Here is a 21,092-nt window from a genome sequence, read left to right on the forward strand (position 1 = left end):
ATATAGTATTTTGTACAGTATACGTCCTTAAAAGTGAGGTTTAGGTATTATGAAAAGTGATGATTTCCTGATTGCCTTTTATCGAGGAGCGCCTAATATGACGATGATTCTGGGCTCCAATCGGAAAGTTTAAATTCTATAATAATTAAACGATGGCAGGTAAGGCTTCAGTTTAATTTATCATTAAAACTTTACCTATTGTAGATTTAAAATTGTGTTTAATTTGACTTTGAAACCCTATGGGTAATCCTACGATTTGTTATTACCGTGGTTACCTGAATAATCAATGTGCCTGCAGTAGAAGTTTCTTCAGAGCAAACATTGGCCGTATGGGAAACAACCACTCTGTATTGATTACCATTATCACTGGGACTAGGATCTGTAATCAGTAAGGTATCTGTTTGCGAACCACTATAGATGCCTGTATCGTTCAACTCTACCCAAATAGAACCATTAAAAAATTGCCATTGATACGTATCAACATTGTTAGCCGATACCGTAAAACTAGCCGTGCAACTTGGGCAAACTGTTGAATTAGACGGATTAGAGGTTATTACAGCCACGGACGTGGCCTCCATAAAATCAAAAGTTCCATTATTGTTTCCATCTACAGGTTGGGCGTAACTTGCAGCTATAACCAGCCCATTTGCATCAACCGCTGGACTGCCTGACCCATACATACCATTTCCGTCCGAATCGGTTCCAGATAACCCGTAGGCTTCATCTGCATCGGGACAACCATCTCCGTCACTATCCAAATCCAAGGAATTCACAATACCGTCATTATCAATATCATTATTCACCGCAGTACATTGTTCCGTTACAGCAATATTATCAATGTATATCTCATGATGCGAACCAAAAGAAGATGAACCTTCAAACAGAAGTGTTGTAGTTGTAGTGGTTGCGGTAAAACTTAAAGTTCTTTCTACCAATACATTACTCCCGCCGTTGGATACTTCAATATTGGTAGATGAATCTGAAAATATTTGGTTGCCAGCAGCCAAAACCCGAAAATTCGAGCCATTGGCAAATCCTGTATTCACTCCTAAATCAAAGATTACATTGTAAGACTTACCAATTTCCGTAGTCAAGTTTTGGGAAAATGTACTGGATGCCGCGGTATAATCCTCAAAAACTGCCCGGTCGTTTGTAGGTTCTTGCCATTGGTTACCTGTACGTGTCCAACCATCATAATAAAAAGATGAAAAATCACCATTATAAACCAAATTTGAGATGGAATTTGTTGACAAAATTGAAAAAGGAATCTGTTGTTTGGCTATGCTTGGACCCTGATAGGATACCTGTAATGACTGGCCTCCCCCATTCTCATAATAAGCCACCTCTATGTCGTGCACCCCGGTAGTAAGACTAATTGGACTGCTTGATGCCTCTACAACACCATGATTACCATCGTTGTCTACAACCTCGGTACCATTGATAAATAATTTGGACCCATCGTCCGAACTCGTAAAAAACGTGTAATTCCCTGCCGTTACTATTTCTATTTGGCCCTTATATCTAATGGAAAATGAATCCGTATCACCAGGATCAACGTTATTTTGCAATGCTGCCACATCAAAATCGGACACGTAACCCGTAGAAAGTGCTCCGGTAACCGGAATATTGTCGACTGTATTTCCCGACGGGGTCAAATCGTAAAACTCATAGTATAAAGAACCTGAAATTGAACACTCCGGATTCTCTACACTATCTAGAATACCATCGTTATCATCATCCAAATCCACAGAATCAGCATAACCATCGCCGTCCGAATCATTTATAACCGTGAGTAAACCAAAATCGGATATAACCTCAGCACAACTGGAACCACTCTCAGTAACCAAAACACGATAACGGTTTCCTTCATCAGAAAAACTAACGTTATTAATAGTTACCGTAGAATTTGTCGCTCCGATAATATCATTGTAACTCCCTCCATCATCCGTACTTACTTGCCATTGATACGAAAGTGTTCCTCCCGTAGCAGCAACCGAAAATACCGCGTTGTTCCCTTCAATTACTATTTGATCAGTTGGTTGTGAAGTTATTATTGGAGCTGTAACAGTAGTAATTGTGGTACTGGCAGATACATCGATTACTGGATCACCTGGCATACCTCCATATTCAACAACATAACCTTTGGGTTGATAAGCACCAGAATTCGCTCCAGTATTACTTAGGTCGTTCCATGAGCCATCTACACCCGTTCCGTTTTCCGTAATATGGGCATAATCCTCATTCCCTGATTGATTAGGCTCACCGGTATTCCAGAAAGCATAATTAGGAGTTGAACCATTTGCAAGCCCATTCCAAAAAACGGTACCTGATTCTGGTCCGGTAACCCATCTCCATTCTCCCTCAACAGCTGCATCACTACCACCAATCCAACCCGCACCGGATATTTGTGATCCTGCAAAATTTGATTCTTCCAAAGAAGTTAAAGTTGCTAAATATCCCTGCAGTCCGTAATATGTGGATAGAGCGGCTTTATCCCTAGCACTGGTCCAGGTTATACCCAAATCGGAAAAAAATTGATAGTAATGACCACTATCTGGGAGGAAATAAGCATCACCTACTATAATTGAAAAATCCCTAGAACCTGATGGTGTAGCGGAACTACTAGAAAATTCAACTGCTGCTACAGCAGCTTCAAATTCGTTTGAGATTGCCGGTCCGGAGAGTACTAGACGCCCCTCAGCTGCAATCCAATTAGCAGTAATATTTGGATGTGTTCCCATTAAAGTCAATAAATCCTCTCCATTTATATAACCATTGGAAACTTGTATTGAAACTTCCTGAATATTGACATCATCAGGATCTGTTATACTTATTGTTTCAACTACCGGAGTTGAATCGCCCGGACAATAATTCTGATTTCCCGTTGCAGTAACAACAGGAGGTTGATCTTCAATTCTAAAGGTAACATTGTTAATTGAAACGGATTCACCCGACGACCATCCTCCAGAACTGCTTTGAAAAGCAATACCAGATGAATTGGATTTTTGATTAGAACTAAGGGTATATGTTACTGTACCCGTAGTAGAAACCTGTAATGTGGTAATATTTTGCCAGTTTCCACTGGCAGAATTATATAAATACACCCTCAGCCGTTCATTACCCCTACCAGTGGCATCATAATCAAAAGACAATTCAACGTCTTTCGTAACACCGCTTAAATCTAAATTTCTAAGGATATAGTCGGAAGAATTCAGTCCATCAAAAGTAAGCGTTCCAGAGTTTACAAAAATATTACCTCCAGTTGCACCACCTCCATTAGCATCAGACTCTGCCCAATTATTGGAAAAATTGGTGTTCCCGTCATTATTATTGTAGGCATTATTGGAGAAAGCATCCATATAGACCTGCTGTGCAGATACTATACCTACATAAAAAAATAAAAAAAGAAATATTTTAAAGACTTTCATTTCCGCCAAATGCTAAAAAGTACTTGACAATATTATGGATAGAACTAGGAAGTTCACAATTATTGTTGCCAATAGGCCTAAAAGTATTGTGAAACAAGAAAAAGAAAGCTTTTGAATTATCTTAAAATCTATAAAGAATTGCAATTATCCTTAAATGCTACTATTCCAGAATAATGAATTCCGAACGTCTGTTCAATTCGTGTTTTACCGAAGAACATGAAACTCCATCCTCGCATTCGTTCAATAATCTGGATTCACCATAACCTTCACTGGCCAATCTATCCGAAGAAATACCTTTATTTATCATATAATTAACGGTAGACTCTGCCCTTTTTTTCGAGAGCCAAAGATTATACGCTGCCGGTCCCCTACTGTCCGTATGAGAGTTGACCTTTAATCTTAAGCTCGGATATTTTTCCATGGCGGCGATGACTTTTTCGATCTCGACTTCAGAATCTTTTCTAATATTGTATTTATCAAAATCGAAATAGATAGTACTCAACTGTAATAGTTTAGCTAAATCGTCCCCATAACCGGCAGTTATCCTGTCCCTTTCTAGATAAAAATCTATGATTTTTGGCTTGCCATCAGATACACCAATATACTCCTCGTGTGGCGTATAGCCCTCCATTAGGGCCCTTACAAAATTACCTTGGTTGCAATCGAGAACCAAACTGTATGTCCCTTCAGAATCGGTTATGGTTGATAAAATTTCTTCATTTTCTTCATTGAGCACCTTAACCGTGGCCCCTACCAAAACCTGATTTGAAATTTTGTCGCGGACCGTTCCAGTAACCTGTTGGATACAATCAAAAACCAAAGGTTCCTTTTCTATGAAAGCATAAATATCATCATAGCCCATTCCTTCCTCTCGATTGGAGGCCATATATCCCTTTCTGGTTTCCTCCTTAAAAATGAATGTAAAGTCATCCTTTACACTATTCACAGGTTCACCAACATTCATTATATTACCGTTGAAGTCCTTTCGCTTAATTTTGGTAGCAAACACATCTAGACCACCCAGACCTGGATGCCCATCTGAAGAAAAGTACAATATTGCCTCTTCGGTCACAAAAGGAAAAGTTTCCCTGGCCTCTGTATTGATATTAGAACCCAAATTTACTGGTGTACCGAATGTACGGTCCTTATTTATTTCTACCATGAAAATATCAGATGCCCCTAAAGTTCCCGGCATATCCGATGCAAAATACAGGGTTTTTTCGTCGGGGCTTAATGCTGGGTGCGCCACGGAATATGAATCACTGTTAAAGGGAAGTTCTTCTACTTCTCCCCATAAACCATCATCCATCATAGTTGCCCTAAATATTTTAAGGCGAATAATTCCTTTATCGTCCTTTTTATATTTTCCTGCTACGAGATTATTTCTTGTGAAATACATCGTCTCGCCATCTTTGGTGGTAATTGAAGTTGATTCATGCAAACGGGTGTTTACATATTCATCCAATTTTAAAACCTTATTCTTGGAAGTACTATCCGCATTCACCTTATACAAATCCAAAAAATCCTTGGCATTCCATGTGTGGCGATATCTTGCGAAGTTACCCGTATCCCGGTCTGATGAAAAAATTAGGCCTTCTTTGTAAAAGGAGGGAGCAAAATCCGAATACGGTGAATTATATTCGAAGGGTTTCAATTGGTATCTTCCAGAATTCTTTTTAATATCCGCTATGTAATCTGATGCACTCTTAAACTGTTTTGCCCTGACATCATTGGATGTAATCTCAGAAAACTTGAACATTATCTCGTTTGCACGTTCATATTCGGCCAACGATTTTAAGGTTTGGGCATATTTAAAATAATCCTCTGCCGTAACCTCCGATTGAAATTCTTTTACCAATCTGCCAAAAGTTTCACCTGCCTCTTTATACTCTGAATTGTAATAATAGGAGTTACCCAATTTTCTTAAAAGATCTGCAGAAACAAAACCCTTGTCCAATACCTTTTTATAAATATCTATAGCAGGACTAAAAGAGTATTCCTCGTACTTCTCATTACCCTTGTTTAAAAGTCTTTCTTGGGCAAAAGTAACTACCGAACCAAAAATTAAGGTTAGTAAAACAAGTAGAAAATATTTTTTTAAAGCCATGTACATGTTTTAAAAGAATCGGGGTGATACTAAACGTTGAAAAGATTTAACCAGCTCAAACCTTAAAAATACCTCGAAAGAACCGTCATTGAATTGTGTTCCTCCCAGTGCAGTAGTCTCTCTATCATAGGCAAGACCTAACATGAACTGCTCCGAAATTTGAAACCCAACCATACCACTTAAAGCGGCGTCCCAGCGATATGCTGCGCCAAAGGTAAATTTTTCATTGAACATAAAATTTGCTGATACATCCAACTGCAAAGGTGCACCTCCCACAACCTTAGTCAAAAGAGCAGGTTTAAATTTTAAGTTTCCATTTAAATCAAAAACATAACCGGTAATGAAATAAAAGTTTATTCTTTCTTTAGACAAAAACTGAATCGAATTGGCATCTGTCTGTGAATTATCAAAATGTTCCGTCTGAAATAAGTTTGGAGCAGATAAGCCAGCATAAAAATTATTCGAATGGTAGTACATCCCCAATCCGAAGTTCGGTGAAAATCTATTTTCTATATTGTCGGTACTTACCGGTTCGGCATCAAAATTTCGCAATTTGTTGAAATCCAGATTCAGTATGTTACCACCTGCCTTTAGTCCAAAGGACAATTTACCTTCTCGGGAAACATCAATTGTATAGGAGAGAACAGCATCCAAATAGGTTTCTTGTACCGTACCATTACCTATCTCATCATTTACAATGGAAATACCATATCCCAACTTACTATTGCGTATAGGGGAGTGAAGATTTAAGGTAAATGTACTTGGAGCACCTTCCAAACCAACCCATTGAGACCTATACAAACCTGCTGCACTCAATTGCCCCCTTGAACCTGCATAGGCAGGATTTACACTCATTGTATTGTACATATACTGCGTATACTGAGCATCCTGCTGGGCATAGGACACACCAAATGAAACAAAAGTAATGGCTAAAAATATTAGTACGCGATATCTGATATTCATATAGTTATGCTGTTATCTGCTGATGTAAATATACTCACTATCCACAATATTCTCTCCGTCCAAAGTAGTATAATCAAATATATAAAAGTAAACTCCAGAAGGTAAATAATCTTCAACGCTCAAGGTAGAACGACCTCTAGAACGACCATCGAAAACATTATTTTGGTTGTTGTAGTTTTCTCCTTCATATACGGCAACACCCCATCTATTAAAAATTCTTAATGTGCTTTGTCTAATGTTTTCGGTACCTCTAATGAATAGAAAATCATTTTTACCGTCGGCATTAGGAGTAAGTAACTGATTTACTTCAATTTTTTGGGAAATAGATTCTTCAACAATTACAGTTACGGTCGCCGTATCACAGTTCCCTTCCGCATCGCATACGGTATACTCAAAGCTGTCCGTTCCGTTGAATCCATCGTTCGGAGTGTAGGTAACGGTATCATCGCTGATATCGTCCGGTGTTCCATTGTCGTTTATTTCAATAGTACCGTTGGATGGGTCCGTCGTGGTTAACGTACCATCGCTAGGAATGCCCGTATCGTTGGCCAAAACATCGATTTCCAATTCCGAATCCTCGGGAGTAGAAACCTCATCGTCCATGGCATCCAGAACTGGTGGTGTTCCCACCGTTATGGTTACTGTAGCCGTATCACAGTTCCCTTCCGCATCGCAAACGGTGTACTCAAAGCTGTCCGTTCCGTTGAATCCATCGTTCGGAGTGTAGGTAACGGTATCATCGCTGATATCGTCCGGTGTTCCATTGTCGTTTATTTCAATAGTACCGTTGGATGGGTCCGTCGTGGTTAACGTACCATCGCTAGGAATGCCCGTATCGTTGGCCAAAACATCGATTTCCAATTCCGAATCCTCGGGAGTAGAAACCTCATCGTCCATGGTATCCAGAATATCATTAATAGGGTCAAGATAATCTGGGGTGCCGTCACCGTCTGTATCGTCGTTGGTTGGGTCACCGTCACCGTCCGCATCCTCGTCCGGTGTATCGATGCCGTCACCGTCATCGTCCAGATCGCGATAGTTTACGTCCTCCGTACCATCCGTATCTGGAAGGTCGTTGGCCGGGTCGTCTATCTCGTCGTTAACATCGAAACCGTCATCGACATCGCTTCCTTCATATCCGTCGTCAAGCCCATCGCCGTCCGTATCGGTTCCCGTATAGGCCTGATCGGGGATACCATCAAAATTGAAATCGTTGCCCTCGTTATTATCGGGTACCGAATCGTTGTCGCTATCATCGTCCAGATAATCCACCTCGTCGGTGCCATCTGTATTTACGGGGGTAAGTCCATCGGGATAGGCACTGTTCACCCCATCGTTACTGGCGTAAGTGGCTGCATCATCCACGTTAGGGGCGACATAACCCGATGTGCTCTGTGCCTCTACATTGTCCGGAATGCCGTCATCGTCACTGTCGATGTCCAAATGGTTCGGATATCCGTCACCGTCGGTATCGATTGGGTCCGTCAACGGGTCGTTATCACCATCGATATTGGGGTCTTCGACCGTATCCAAGATACCATCGTTGTCATCGTCCAAATCCACACTGTCGGGAACTCCGTCACCATCCGTGTCTGGTCCCGGAGGTGGTGGCGGAGGTAATTCCGGATCAAGGAAGTCTGGAGTACCGTCACCGTCCGTATCGTCATTGGTTGGGTCGCCGTCACCGTCCGCATCCTCATCCGGTGTATCAATCCCATCTCCGTCATCGTCCAGATCACGATAGTTTACGTCCTCGGTACCATCCGTATCTGGAAGGTCGTTGGCCGGGTCGTCTATCTCGTCGTTTACGTCGAAACCGTCGTCCACATCGCTTCCTTCATATCCGTCGTCAAGCCCATCGCCGTCCGTATCGGTTCCCGTATAGGCCTGATCGGGGATACCATCAAAATTGAAATCGTTGCCCTCGTTATTGTCGGGTACAAAATCGTTGTCGCTATCATCGTCGAGATTGTCCACCTCATCCGTACCGTCCGTGTTCACTGGAGTAAGTCCATCAGGATAGGCACTGTTCACCCCATCGTTACTGGCGTAAGTGGCTGCATCATCCTCGTTGGGTGCGACATAACCCGATGTGGTCTGTGCCTCTACATTATCGGGAATACCATCATCGTCACTGTCGATGTCCCTAAAATTAGGTAATTCGTCAGTATCTGAATTAATTGGAGTAATTCCTTCACCTGATCCGGGAGTATTTTCATAATGATCGTCTAAACCATTTCCATCGACATCCATTCCACAGGGTTCTTGGAAGCCATCCGTAGATTGAGCCTCAACATTATCCAAGACACCATCATTGTCTGAATCTAAATCCCTAAAATCCGGTTTTCCATCTTCATCTGTATCCAATGGAATCAATCCTTCTGCAGAACCAGGACTGTTTTCATAATGGTCGTCTAAACCATTTCCATCAACATCCATACCACAAGGCTCTTGGAAGCCACTCGTTGATTGTGCCTCAACATTATCCAAGATACCATCATTGTCCGAATCGATATCTAAATAATCTGGTATACCATCTTCATCTGAATCAATCGGGGTAATTCCCTCACAACCGCAATTAGGTTCATAGGCATCATCCAAACCGTTATGATTTCCATCATGATCCTCAGGTGCTATATATTCACTAATTAATTGAGCCTCAAGATTGTCTAACAAACCATCGTTATCAGAGTCAATGTCAAGATAATTGGGAATGCCATCTCCGTCAGTGTCTGTTGGATGGGTTGATGGGTCACTATCACCATCTTGGTTACTGTCCTCGACACTGTCCAAGATTCCATCTGCGTCATCATCCTTGTCATCCATATTGGAAATTCCATCACCATCAGTATCTAAAAAATTATTATTGGTAAAAAGGCTTGGTCCGACTATATTAAAATTCTTATTCAGAAATTTCGTCCCTGTTGTACCATCATGGCTAATGGCAAAATGCTCATTTGAGAACAGTAGGCATAGAAATAATATCAAACTACCAAATCTCTTTAAAACATTGGTTGTAGAAAGTAATTTTCCTTTCATATGCGATATTGTTTATTTAAAATATCACCATAGAAATAGTAAACTTTGGGTTTTTCTCTAAGTAAGGATTGGGACTACTTGAAAATGATTTGCAAGATAGTCCATAATTTTTCAGGTAAAGTGCAATTCGGATAACTTGTTGATAAATCTCCATGAAATGTGAACATTACGGTTCATTTAACTTATAATCAAAAACATTTTTCCAACCCTTATAAGTTAATGAAATGAAAATTACGAAATGAAAATCATAGCATCTAATGAACCTCAACTCTGAATTTAGCTTATTTTTGCCGAAAATTTGACTCTATGAGTTTTAAAAAAGAAATAGAAAGAAGAAGAACTTTTGGGATTATTTCTCACCCAGATGCCGGTAAGACCACATTAACCGAAAAACTTCTTCTTTTTGGTGGAGCCATTCAGGAAGCAGGTGCTGTTAAGAACAATAAGATTAAAAAAAGCGCCACCAGTGATTTTATGGAAATTGAAAGGCAACGTGGAATTTCCGTTGCTACTTCCGTCTTGGCTTTTATTTACAGGGACAAGAAAATAAATATTCTGGACACCCCTGGGCATAAAGACTTCGCAGAGGATACCTTTAGAACCCTAACTGCAGTGGATAGTGTAATTGTTGTCATCGATGTAGCCAAAGGTGTTGAGGAACAAACGGTAAAATTAGTCGAGGTTTGCCGAATGCGTAAAATCCCTATGCTTGTTTTTATAAACAAATTGGATAGAGAGGGGCAAGATGCTTTTGACCTTTTGGACGAGCTCGAGCAAAAATTGGGTCTTTCTGTCACGCCTCTTAGTTTCCCTATAGGCATGGGTTACGACTTTAAGGGAATCTATAATATCTATGAGAAAAACATTAATCTCTTCAGTGGAGATAGCAAAAAAAATATTGAGGAGACCATAGCTTTTGATAATATTGACAATCCAGAATTAGAGAAAATTATTGGCACAAAAGCAGCTGAAAATCTCAGGGAGAATTTAGAATTGGTTTGGGGAGTCTATCCGGATTTTGATAAAGAACTTTACCTAAAAGGAGAACAACAACCTGTATTTTTCGGATCGGCACTAAACAATTTTGGGGTAAGGGAACTTTTAGATTGTTTCATCGAGATTGCCCCTTCCCCAAAAGCCAAAATGTCCGAAGAAAGATTAGTAAAGGCAGATGAAAAAAACTTAACCGGATTTGTATTTAAAATCCATGCCAATATGGATCCGAAACATAGAGACCGCTTAGCCTTCATAAAAGTAGTTTCGGGTACATTTGAACGTAATAAGCCATATCTCCATGTTAGGTTAGATAAAAAATTGAAATTTTCCAGTCCCAATGCATTTTTTGCCGAGAAAAAAGAAATTGTTGATGTGTCATATCCTGGTGATATAGTAGGTCTTCACGATACTGGAAATTTTAAAATAGGCGATACCTTAACGGAAGGTGAAATTCTTCACTACAAGGGTATTCCTAGTTTTTCGCCCGAGCATTTTAGGTATATCAACAATGCCGATCCCATGAAGTCCAAACAGCTATATAAGGGTATAGATCAATTAATGGATGAAGGGGTCGCCCAGCTATTTACACTAGAAATGAATGGTCGAAAAGTTATTGGTACTGTTGGAGCCCTTCAGTTTGAAGTTATACAGTATAGGTTGGAACATGAATACGGAGCAAAATGTAGTTATGAGAATTTTCCGGTTTATAAAGCCTGTTGGGTGGGAATGGAAAACATAAAAAGTGAGGAGTACAAAGAGTTTATTCGAGTTAAACAGAAGTTTCTTGCTAAAGATAAAAGAGGCCAATTAGTATTTTTGGCCGACTCTCAGTTCTCCTTACAAATGACTCAACAAAAGTATCCAAAAGTCAAACTTTATTATACCTCAGAATTTGATTAAAAAAAGGCCCACTTTAAAGTGGGCCTTTTTTTATGCTTCTCCTGTCGGTCCAAAATTTAAAGGAATAGAGGGTTGTTCGTAATCCTTAATGGGGCCGTGGGCCTTTTCAAAACGCTGAACGTTATCATTTAGCGCCTTTAAGAACTTCTTGGCATGTTGAGGTGTTAAAACAATTCTACTTTTTACCTTTGCCTTCGGTGCTCCGGGCATCATGCTTATAAAGTCAACTACAAATTCTGAAACGGAATGATTTATTATTGCCAAATTTGAATACGTTCCTTCAGCCGTCTTCTCATCCAGTTCGATATTAATCTGTTTCTGATTCTGTTTTTTATTATCGCTCATTTGAGTATAAATATTTAAGCATAAAAAAGCCCCCATTTTCGTGAGGGCTTTTAATATTAGAATCTTAAGGCCTCTTTTCTAGCCATTATTTCATCATATTCCTCCTTAGAACCGACTATTATATTCTCGTAGTCCCTCATACCGGTACCTGCCGGTATTTTGTGTCCTACAATAACATTTTCTTTAAGTCCTTCTAAAGTATCTACTTTTCCACTAACAGCAGCCTCGTTCAATACTTTGGTAGTTTCCTGGAAGGAAGCCGCAGAAATAAACGATTTCGTCTGTAAAGATGCTCTTGTAATACCTTGTAAGATTGGAGTAGCTGTCGCAGCAATTGCATCTCTAGCCTCTACCAATGCCTTATCACTTCGCTTCAATACAGAATTCTCATCGCGAAGTTCTCGAACACTTACAATTTGTCCTGCTTTAAGGTTTTCAGAGTCACCAGCTTCCATCACGACTTTCTTACCAAATATCTCATCGTTTTCAACGATGAAATCATCTTTATGGATTAATTGGTTTTCAAGGAATATGGTATCGCCTGGATCAACAATTCTTACTTTACGCATCATTTGCCTTACGACTACTTCAAAATGCTTATCGTTAATCTTAACACCCTGTAAACGATATACTTCCTGTACTTCGTTTACCAGGTATTGTTGAACGGCAGATGGGCCTTTAATTGCTAGAATGTCTTCTGGTGTAATCGAACCATCGGAAAGTGGCATACCCGCTCTCACGTAATCGTTCTCCTGTACCAGAATTTGATTAGAAAGTTTTACTAAGTATTTCTTTATCTCCCCAAGTTTAGACTCAATGATAATCTCACGATTACCTCTCTTGATCTTACCAAAGGATACAACGCCATCAATCTCAGAAACAACAGCTGGATTAGAAGGATTTCGAGCTTCGAATAATTCGGTAACTCTTGGAAGACCCCCTGTAATATCACCTGCTTTGGCAGACTTACGCGGTATTTTAACCAAAATCTTTCCTTCCTTAATCTTATCACCGTCATCCACCATGATGTGAGAACCTACTGGTAAATTATAGGATCGTAAAGTTTCTCCTTTACTGTCTTGAATAAGTAATGTTGGAATTAACTTTTTATTTCTAGATTCAGAAATAACCTTTTCCTGGAATCCAGTTTGTTCGTCTATTTCAACTTGATAGGTAACACCCTGCTCAATATTTTCGTAAGCAATCTTGCCTGGAAATTCTGAAACGATAACTCCGTTATAAGGATCCCAAGAACAAATCAAATCTCCTTTTTTAACTTTGGCTCCGTTTTCAATAAACAATTGAGAACCGTAAGGAATATTATTGGTACTTAAAGTAATTCCTGTTTTAGAATCTACAACTTTAATTTCAGATGTTCTTGAGATAACGATTTCAACCGCTTTACCTTCAGAATTTTCACCTTTTACAGTTCTCAAATCTTCGATTTCAGCAACACCGGCGAACTTAGCTTCCAGCTTGTTATCCTCTGAAATGTTACCCGCAATACCACCCACGTGGAATGTACGAAGTGTCAACTGCGTACCAGGTTCCCCAATAGATTGTGCAGCTACAACACCAACGGCTTCCCCTCTCTGTACCATTTTATTGGTAGATAAGTTTCTACCGTAACATTTAGCACAAATACCCTTTTGAGCTTCACAGGTCAACGCAGAACGAACTTCTATTGTTTCGATTGCGGATGCTTCTACTTTTTTGACATCAGACTCCATTATTTCCTGATCTGCGGTCAACAATAACTCTTCGGTTATTGGATCATAAACATCATGTAAGGAAACTCGCCCTAAAATTCTCTCTCCTAATGTCTCTACAATTTCCTCGTTTTTCTTCAGGGCCTGAACTTCAACACCTCTTAAAGTCTCACAATCCTCTATATTGATAATAACATCTTGTGAAACATCAACCAAACGACGTGTTAAGTAACCCGCATCCGCCGTTTTCAAGGCAGTATCCGCTAGACCCTTACGTGCTCCGTGTGTTGAAATAAAGTATTCAAGAATCGATAAACCTTCCTTAAAGTTAGAAAGGATAGGGTTTTCAATAATTTCACCACCACCAGCAGTAGATTTCTTAGGCTTGGCCATTAATCCACGCATACCTGTCAACTGGCGAATCTGTTCCTTTGAACCCCTTGCACCGGAGTCAAGCATCATATAAACCGAGTTAAATCCTTGTTGGTCTTCCCTAATACGCTTCATCGCCAATTCTGTCAACATTGCGTTGGTAGAAGTCCAAACATCGATTACCTGATTATAACGCTCGTTATTCGTAATAAGACCCATATTATAATTGGCCATAATACCATCTACTTGACCATTGGCATCGGCTATCATTTCATGCTTCTCCTTAGGAATAATAATATCACCAAGACTAAAGGATAATCCACCTTTAAAGGCGAAGTCGTACCCCATAGTTTTTATTTCATCTAAAAAGTCAGCAGTTGTTGGCACGTCCGTCACGGCTAAAATGTCACCAATAATATCCCTCAAGGATTTCTTGTTTAACACTTTGTTGATGTAACCAGCAGCTTCCGGCACTTCCATATTGAATAATACCCTACCCACGGTAGTTGGTATTATTTGATATACAAGTTCTCCTTCTTCATTAAAATCTTTTGCTCTTACCTTTATACCGGCATTAAGATTTACTTTACCTTCATTGAAAGCTATTTCCACCTCTTCTGCAGAGTAAAATGTCAAGCCTTCACCCTTAATAGGAACTTCAGGGGTTGACTTTCTTTCCTTGGTCATATAATACAGACCCAAGACCATATCCTGAGAAGGTACAGTTATTGGTGAACCGTTAGCGGGGTTTAAGATATTATGTGAAGCCAACATCAATAATTGAGCTTCCAAAATTGCTTCAGGTCCCAATGGTAAATGAACGGCCATTTGATCACCATCGAAATCCGCGTTAAAGGCAGTACATACCAAAGGATGCAAACGAATCGCCTTACCCTCGATTAATTTTGGCTGGAAAGCCTGAATACCCAAACGGTGCAAAGTTGGAGCACGGTTAAGTAAAACTGGATGTCCTTTTAGTACATTTTCAAGAATGTCCCAAACAACGGGTTCCTTCTTGTCTATTATTTTTTTAGCGGACTTCACAGTTTTTACAATACCTCTTTCAATTAGTTTTCTAATTACAAAAGGTTTGTACAATTCAGCCGCCATGTCTTTTGGCAAACCACATTCGAACAATTTCATTTCAGGTCCAACGACAATAACCGAACGCGCAGAATAATCGACACGTTTACCTAGTAAATTCTGACGGAAACGTCCTTGTTTTCCTTTCAAGGAATCCGAAAGGGATTTTAAAGGTCTGTTCGACTCCGTTTTTACTGCGGATGCCTTTCTCGTATTATCGAAAAGGGAATCAACCGCTTCCTGAAGCATACGTTTCTCATTTCTAAGAATTACTTCAGGTGCCTTAATCTCGACTAATCGTTTAAGACGGTTATTTCGTATGATTACCCTACGGTATAAGTCGTTCAAATCCGAAGTAGCGAAACGACCACCATCCAAAGGAACCAATGGACGTAATTCAGTCGGAATCACTGGAATCACCTTCATAATCATCCATTCAGGAAGATTTTCACGGTTATCCTGAGACTCTCTTAAAGCTTCTACCACCTGAAGTCTTTTTAAGGCCTCTGTTTTTCTTTGTTTAGAAGTTTCTGTATTTGCCTTGTGCCTTAATTCAAAAGAAAGTTCTTTTAAGTTAATTCTTCCGAGAAGGTCGATCAAGCACTCTGCACCCATTTTAGCGATGAACTTATTTGGGTCGGAATCCTCTAAATACTGATTCTCCTGAGGAATCGATTCCAAAATGTTCAAATACTCTTCTTCCGTCAAGAAATCCATTTTTTGAATTTCCTCACCTTCAGGACCTTTTGCTATACCAGGTTGAATCACTACATATCTCTCATAGTAAATGATCATATCCAATTTCTTGGAAGGAAGCCCAAGCAGGTATCCAATTTTATTCGGTAAAGAACGAAAATACCAAATGTGAGCTACAGGTACCACTAGGTTAATATGACCTACTCTGTCTCGACGAACCTTTTTCTCGGTAACCTCTACACCACAACGGTCACAAACGATTCCGCGGTAACGGATTCTTTTATACTTTCCACATGCACATTCATAATCCTTTACAGGTCCAAAAATACGCTCACAGAACAATCCGTCACGTTCTGGTTTGTGCGTTCTATAATTTATTGTTTCCGGCTTTAAAACCTCACCTCTTGACTCTGCCAAAATTGCTTCTGGAGAAGCTAATCCGATGGAAATTTTATCAAACCTTTTTACTTGGTTATTATCTTTTATTCTAGCCATAATAGCGTAATGATAATGATTTTATTTGTGTTTAAAATAGCCTTTAAAGACCATTACTTATTCTTCCAATCTGATATCCAAACCTAATCCCTTAAGTTCGTGCATCAATACGTTGAAAGATTCTGGTAATCCAGGTTCTGGCATAGTCTCCCCTTTTACGATAGACTCATACGTCTTGGCTCTACCGATAACATCATCCGATTTAACGGTCAATATTTCTCGTAAGGTAGCGGATGCTCCATAAGCCTCTAATGCCCATACTTCCATTTCTCCAAAACGTTGACCACCAAACTGTGCCTTACCACCTAATGGTTGTTGTGTAATCAATGAATATGGACCTATTGATCTAGCATGCATTTTATCATCTACCATGTGGCCTAATTTCAGCATATAGATAACTCCTACAGTTGCGGGTTGATCAAAACGCTGACCTGTTCCCCCATCATAAAGGTAAGTATGACCAAATCTTGGAATACCTGCTTCATCCGTGTATGCATTGATTTCGTCCAAAGAAGCTCCATCAAAAATTGGAGTGGCATATTTTCTACCTAATTTGAGTCCGGCCCAACCTAGCACAGTTTCGTAAATCTGACCAATATTCATACGAGATGGTACACCTAATGGATTCAATACGATATCTACCGGAGTACCATCCTCTAAGAAAGGCATATCCTCCTGACGTACAATTCTGGAAACAATACCTTTGTTACCGTGACGACCCGCCATTTTATCACCAACTTTAAGTTTACGTTTCTTGGCAATGTATACTTTAGCCAATTTCATGATTCCTGCCGGTAATTCATCACCAACAGAAATGGTAAACTTATCTCGCCTCAAGTTTCCTTGAAGGTCGTTCAATTTAATTTTATAGTTGTGAAGCAAGTCCGCCACAGAATTATTGGTATCGGCATCCGTTGTCCAGCTTCCACCCACCAAGTGAGCAAAGTCATCCACTGAGTTCAACATCTTCATCGTGTACTTTTTCCCTTTAGGTAATACTTCTTCACCTAAATCGTTCAATACACCTTGTGAGGTCTTACCGTTTACTAACGTAAACAACTTCTCAACTAAAACATCTTTTAACTCTTGGAATTTTACTTCATACTCCAATTCCAATTTAGATAGTTCCTCTTTATCTTCGGAACGTTTTCTCTTATCCTTAACAGACCTCGAAAATAACTTCTTATCAATTACAACACCTCTCAAAGAAGGTGAAGCTTTCAATGAAGCATCCTTAACATCGCCGGCCTTATCACCAAAGATTGCACGTAACAATTTCTCCTCCGGAGTTGGGTCCGATTCTCCTTTTGGAGTAATCTTACCGATAAGGATATCACCAGGCTTAACTTCAGCACCGATGCGAATCATACCATTTTCATCCAAATCCTTCGTTGCCTCCTCGGAAACGTTCGGAATGTCATGTGTAAGTTCTTCCGCTCCCAATTTGGTATCACGAACTTCAAGAGAATACTCGTCCACGTGAATGGAGGTAAAAATATCTTCTCTAACTACTTTTTCAGAAATAACGATAGCATCCTCAAAGTTGTATCCTTTCCAAGGCATAAAGGCCACGGTAAGGTTTCTACCCAATGCCAATTCTCCTTTTTCAGTTGCATAGCCTTCACAAAGAACTTGACCTTTTTTAACCTTGTCACCCTTTTTGACGATGGGTTTCAAATTGATGCTGGTACCTTGGTTCGTTTTTCTAAACTTAACCAGATAGTATGTCTTTTCATCTTCATCAAAGCTTATTAACCTTTCTTCATCGGTTCTATCGTATTTGATGATAATCTTTTGAGAATCTACGTATTCGATAACTCCATCTCCCTCAGCGTTTATCAAAACTCTAGAATCTGAAGCTACTTGTCTTTCCAATCCAGTACCAACAATAGGTGACTGTGGTTTTAACAATGGTACTGCTTGACGCATCATGTTAGACCCCATCAAAGCACGGTTTGCATCATCATGCTCCAAAAACGGAATCAAAGATGCCGAAATAGATGCAATTTGGTTAGGTGCAACGTCGGTATAATGAATCTCGGCAGGGTCTACTACAGGGAAATCACCTTCTTCCCTTGCAATAACCTTGTCGGTATCAATTTTTCCATTTTCTTTCAAAGGAATATTTGCCTGGGCAATCTTCATTCCTTCCTCCTCCTCTGCACTTAAATATGTATAATTCTCCAAATCAACTTTAGAGTTCTCCACTTTTCTATAAGGAGTTTCCAAAAAGCCCATTGGATTCACTTTGGCAAATACAGAAAGTGAAGAAATTAATCCAATATTAGGTCCTTCAGGTGTTTCTATAGGACAAAGACGGCCGTAATGTGTATAGTGAACATCCCGTACCTCAAAACCTGCCCTCTCTCTTGAAAGACCTCCAGGCCCAAGTGCTGATAGTCTCCTTTTGTGCGTAATCTCGGCCAATGGATTTGTTTGGTCCATAAACTGAGATAATTGATTGGTTCCAAAGAAAGAGTTGATTACGGAAGACAATGTCTTTGCATTAATCAAATCTATCGGTGTAAACACTTCGTTATCCCGAACGTTCATACGCTCCCGAATGGTTCTTGCCATACGGGCAAGACCAACACCGAACTGGGAAGATAATTGTTCCCCTACCGTTCTAACACGACGATTAGACAAGTGGTCTATATCATCAATCTCCGCTTTTGAGTTTATTAACTCAATTAAGTATTTAATAATAGTTATAATATCTTCTTTGGTTAAGACTTGCTTATCCATTCCAATATCCAACTGTAATTTCTTGTTCATTCTATACCGTCCAACTTCACCTAAGTTGTATCGTTGATCCGAGAAGAATAATTTATCGATAATACCTCTTGCCGTTTCTTCATCGGGCGGTTCGGCATTACGTAATTGCCTATAAATATGCTCAACAGCTTCCTTTTCGGAGTTTGTTGGATCTTTTTGAAGTGTATTATGAATTATAGCATAATCGGATTGGGCATTATTCTCTTTATGTAAAAGAATTGTCTTAACGTCTGCCTCTAAAATTTCAGCTATATGCTCTTTTTCCAGAACTGTATCCCGATCTAGTACGATTTCGTTTCTTTCAATGGAAACAACCTCACCGGTATCTTCATCTACAAAATCTTCATGCCAAGTATTCAATACTCTAGCGGCAAGTTTGCGACCTAATACCTTTTTAAGTCCGGCATTGGAAACCTTTACCTCTTCTGAAAGGTCAAAAATTTCCAAAATATCTTTATCCCTTTCGAACCCTATCGCTCTGAATAAGGTTGTTACGGGTAATTTTTTCTTTCTATCAATGTAGGCATACATTACACCGTTAATATCGGTAGCAAATTCTATCCAAGACCCCTTAAATGGAATAACCCTAGCTGAATATAACTTAGTTCCGTTAGCGTGGAAAGATTGGCCAAAGAAAACACCTGGAGAACGGTGTAATTGAGAAACCACAACCCTTTCGGCTCCATTAATGACAAAAGTACCACTTGGAGTCATGTACGGTATAGTCCCTAAATACACATCCTGTACAATAGTTTCAAAATCTTCGTGTTCCGGGTCGGTACAATATAATTTTAACCTTGCTTTTAATGGTACACTATAAGTAAGACCACGCTCTATACATTCCTGAATGGAATATCGCGGCGGATCGATAAAATAATCTAAAAATTCCAGTACGAACTGATTTCTAGTATCAGTTATTGGAAAGTTTTCCATGAAGGTGTTGTACAATCCCTCATCACCTCTTTGATCAGATTTAGTTTCAAGTTGAAAAAAGTCTTGAAAAGATTTAATCTGAATATCCAAGAAATCCGGATACTCCGGAGTATTCTTAGCGGATGCAAAATTTATTCTTTCAGTCTGATTTGTGAACATCTACGGACAGTGTTTTGATCGTGAGTACTATTTGGGTAGTATACCTCTTAATATACCTAATTCTATAAAAAGGCTTAGGTCTAGCCGCAAAAAGCGAAAAGACCTAAACCAAAAGTGATATGGTTGCAGCTATTATTTAAGCTCAACTTCTGCTCCTGCTTCTTCCAATGATTTTTTGATACCTTCTGCTTCGTCTTTAGCGATACCTTCTTTAACAGCTTTTGGTGCGCTATCAACAATATCCTTAGCATCTTTCAAGCCTAAACCGGTTAATTCCTTAACCAATTTAACTACAGCTAATTTAGAACCACCGGCTGCTTTCAAAATTACATCGAATTCTGATTTTTCTTCTGCGGCCTCACCACCTTCAGCGGCTCCACCCCCAGCGGCAACAGCTACTGCAGCAGCAGCAGGCTCAATACCGTATTCTTCTTTTAATATATCAGCTAACTCATTTACTTCTTTAACCGTAAGGTTAACCAATTGTTCTGCGAAATCTTTTAAATCTGCCATTTTCTATCGTTTAATAAAATTTTAAAATATACTTAGTTTTTAGTGCGTACTTATTTTTCAGATAATGTTTTAAGGATTCCAGCAAGTTTACCACCGCCAGATTTAAGTCCAGAAATAACATTTTTGGCTGGAGATTGTAACAATCCGATAATCTCACCAATCATTTCTTCTTTGGACTTAATGCTCACTAGAGCATCCAAATTCTCATCACCTATATATACTGCCTCCTCAACAAAGGCTCCTTTCAATAAAGGCTTATTGGATTTTTTCCTGAAGTTCTTTATAAGCTTTGCCGGAGCATTACCTACCTCAGAAAACATAAGGGAAGTATTACCTTTCAACACTTCCGGAAGTTCACCAAATTCCCTATCAGAGGCATCCATTGCCTTTGCAAGCAATGTGTTCTTAACTACAGCCAATTTAATATTAGCTTTAAAACAAGCTCTTCTTAAATCAGATGTTGTCCCTGCGTCCATTCCAGAAATATCTGCTAAATAAATAATGGAATTTTCGCCCAACTGCGTAGTTAAATCCTGTATAACCGTTGCTTTTTCTTCTCTTGTCATAATTGATATTTTT

The 21,092-nt window shown here is 39.5% G+C and carries 10 protein-coding genes; 1 reads left to right on the forward strand and 9 read right to left on the reverse strand.

The window, feature by feature from the left end:
* Window positions 1–218: 218 nt before the first annotated feature.
* The 4 genes from PP182_RS15380 to PP182_RS15395 all read right to left on the reverse strand — a co-directional run bounded on the left by PP182_RS15380 (window position 219) and on the right by PP182_RS15395 (window position 9,537).
* Window positions 219–3,428: a PA14 domain-containing protein gene (locus tag PP182_RS15380; protein ID WP_272652156.1), complete on the reverse strand. Its 3,210-nt coding sequence runs from the start codon at window positions 3,426–3,428 to the stop codon at window positions 219–221.
* A gap of 160 nt (window positions 3,429–3,588) precedes the next feature.
* The gene (locus tag PP182_RS15385; RefSeq protein ID WP_272652157.1) at window positions 3,589–5,535 is read right to left on the reverse strand and encodes an OmpA family protein; all 1,947 of its coding nucleotides are present in this window, start codon (window positions 5,533–5,535) and stop codon (window positions 3,589–3,591) included.
* A gap of 9 nt (window positions 5,536–5,544) precedes the next feature.
* The gene (locus PP182_RS15390) at window positions 5,545–6,498 is read right to left on the reverse strand and encodes a PorP/SprF family type IX secretion system membrane protein (protein WP_272652158.1); all 954 of its coding nucleotides are present in this window, start codon (window positions 6,496–6,498) and stop codon (window positions 5,545–5,547) included.
* 12 nt (window positions 6,499–6,510) lie between these two features.
* Window positions 6,511–9,537, reverse strand: coding sequence for an Ig-like domain-containing protein (locus PP182_RS15395; RefSeq protein ID WP_272652159.1), 3,027 nt, complete (start codon window positions 9,535–9,537; stop codon window positions 6,511–6,513).
* A gap of 306 nt (window positions 9,538–9,843) precedes the next feature.
* Between PP182_RS15395 and PP182_RS15400 the strand changes: the two genes are divergently transcribed.
* Entirely contained in the window at window positions 9,844–11,433 is a 1,590-nt protein-coding gene (locus PP182_RS15400; RefSeq protein WP_272652160.1) for a peptide chain release factor 3, read from the forward strand.
* A gap of 30 nt (window positions 11,434–11,463) precedes the next feature.
* On the opposite strand, the gene PP182_RS15405 is transcribed toward PP182_RS15400, so the two are convergent.
* The 5 genes from PP182_RS15405 to rplJ form a co-directional block, all read right to left on the reverse strand.
* Window positions 11,464–11,778 (reverse strand): DUF3467 domain-containing protein, encoded by a 315-nt coding sequence (locus PP182_RS15405; protein WP_272652161.1) that lies wholly within the window; start codon window positions 11,776–11,778, stop codon window positions 11,464–11,466.
* A 56-nt stretch (window positions 11,779–11,834) separates the two neighbouring features.
* Window positions 11,835–16,133 (reverse strand): DNA-directed RNA polymerase subunit beta', encoded by a 4,299-nt coding sequence (gene rpoC, locus PP182_RS15410; RefSeq protein ID WP_272652162.1) that lies wholly within the window; start codon window positions 16,131–16,133, stop codon window positions 11,835–11,837.
* A 57-nt stretch (window positions 16,134–16,190) separates the two neighbouring features.
* Window positions 16,191–20,000 carry a DNA-directed RNA polymerase subunit beta gene (gene rpoB / locus PP182_RS15415; RefSeq protein ID WP_272652163.1) on the reverse strand — a complete coding sequence of 1,270 codons (3,810 nt, stop codon included), beginning with the start codon at window positions 19,998–20,000 and terminating at the stop codon, window positions 16,191–16,193.
* A 132-nt stretch (window positions 20,001–20,132) separates the two neighbouring features.
* Window positions 20,133–20,513, reverse strand: a complete 381-nt coding sequence (gene rplL, locus PP182_RS15420; RefSeq protein WP_272652164.1) for a 50S ribosomal protein L7/L12 — start codon at window positions 20,511–20,513, stop codon at window positions 20,133–20,135.
* Window positions 20,514–20,563: 50 nt separating this feature from the next.
* Window positions 20,564–21,079 carry a 50S ribosomal protein L10 gene (gene rplJ, locus PP182_RS15425; RefSeq protein ID WP_272652165.1) on the reverse strand — a complete coding sequence of 172 codons (516 nt, stop codon included), beginning with the start codon at window positions 21,077–21,079 and terminating at the stop codon, window positions 20,564–20,566.
* Between the last annotated feature and the right edge of the window lie 13 nt (window positions 21,080–21,092).

The organism is Maribacter sp. PR1, assembly GCF_028464145.1.
In the GTDB taxonomy this organism is placed as follows: domain Bacteria; phylum Bacteroidota; class Bacteroidia; order Flavobacteriales; family Flavobacteriaceae; genus Maribacter.

Coding starts and splice junctions, on each gene's coding strand:
- rplJ (WP_272652165.1), bottom strand. CDS start 21,079: ATGACAAGAGAAGAAAAAGCAACGGTTATACAGGATTTAACTACGCAG.
- PP182_RS15405 (WP_272652161.1), bottom strand. CDS start 11,778: ATGAGCGATAATAAAAAACAGAATCAGAAACAGATTAATATCGAACTG.
- PP182_RS15400 (WP_272652160.1), top strand. CDS start 9,844: ATGAGTTTTAAAAAAGAAATAGAAAGAAGAAGAACTTTTGGGATTATT.
- PP182_RS15395 (WP_272652159.1), bottom strand. CDS start 9,537: ATGAAAGGAAAATTACTTTCTACAACCAATGTTTTAAAGAGATTTGGT.
- PP182_RS15380 (WP_272652156.1), bottom strand. CDS start 3,428: ATGAAAGTCTTTAAAATATTTCTTTTTTTATTTTTTTATGTAGGTATA.
- rpoB (WP_272652163.1), bottom strand. CDS start 20,000: ATGTTCACAAATCAGACTGAAAGAATAAATTTTGCATCCGCTAAGAAT.
- PP182_RS15390 (WP_272652158.1), bottom strand. CDS start 6,498: ATGAATATCAGATATCGCGTACTAATATTTTTAGCCATTACTTTTGTT.
- PP182_RS15385 (WP_272652157.1), bottom strand. CDS start 5,535: ATGGCTTTAAAAAAATATTTTCTACTTGTTTTACTAACCTTAATTTTT.
- rpoC (WP_272652162.1), bottom strand. CDS start 16,133: ATGGCTAGAATAAAAGATAATAACCAAGTAAAAAGGTTTGATAAAATT.
- rplL (WP_272652164.1), bottom strand. CDS start 20,513: ATGGCAGATTTAAAAGATTTCGCAGAACAATTGGTTAACCTTACGGTT.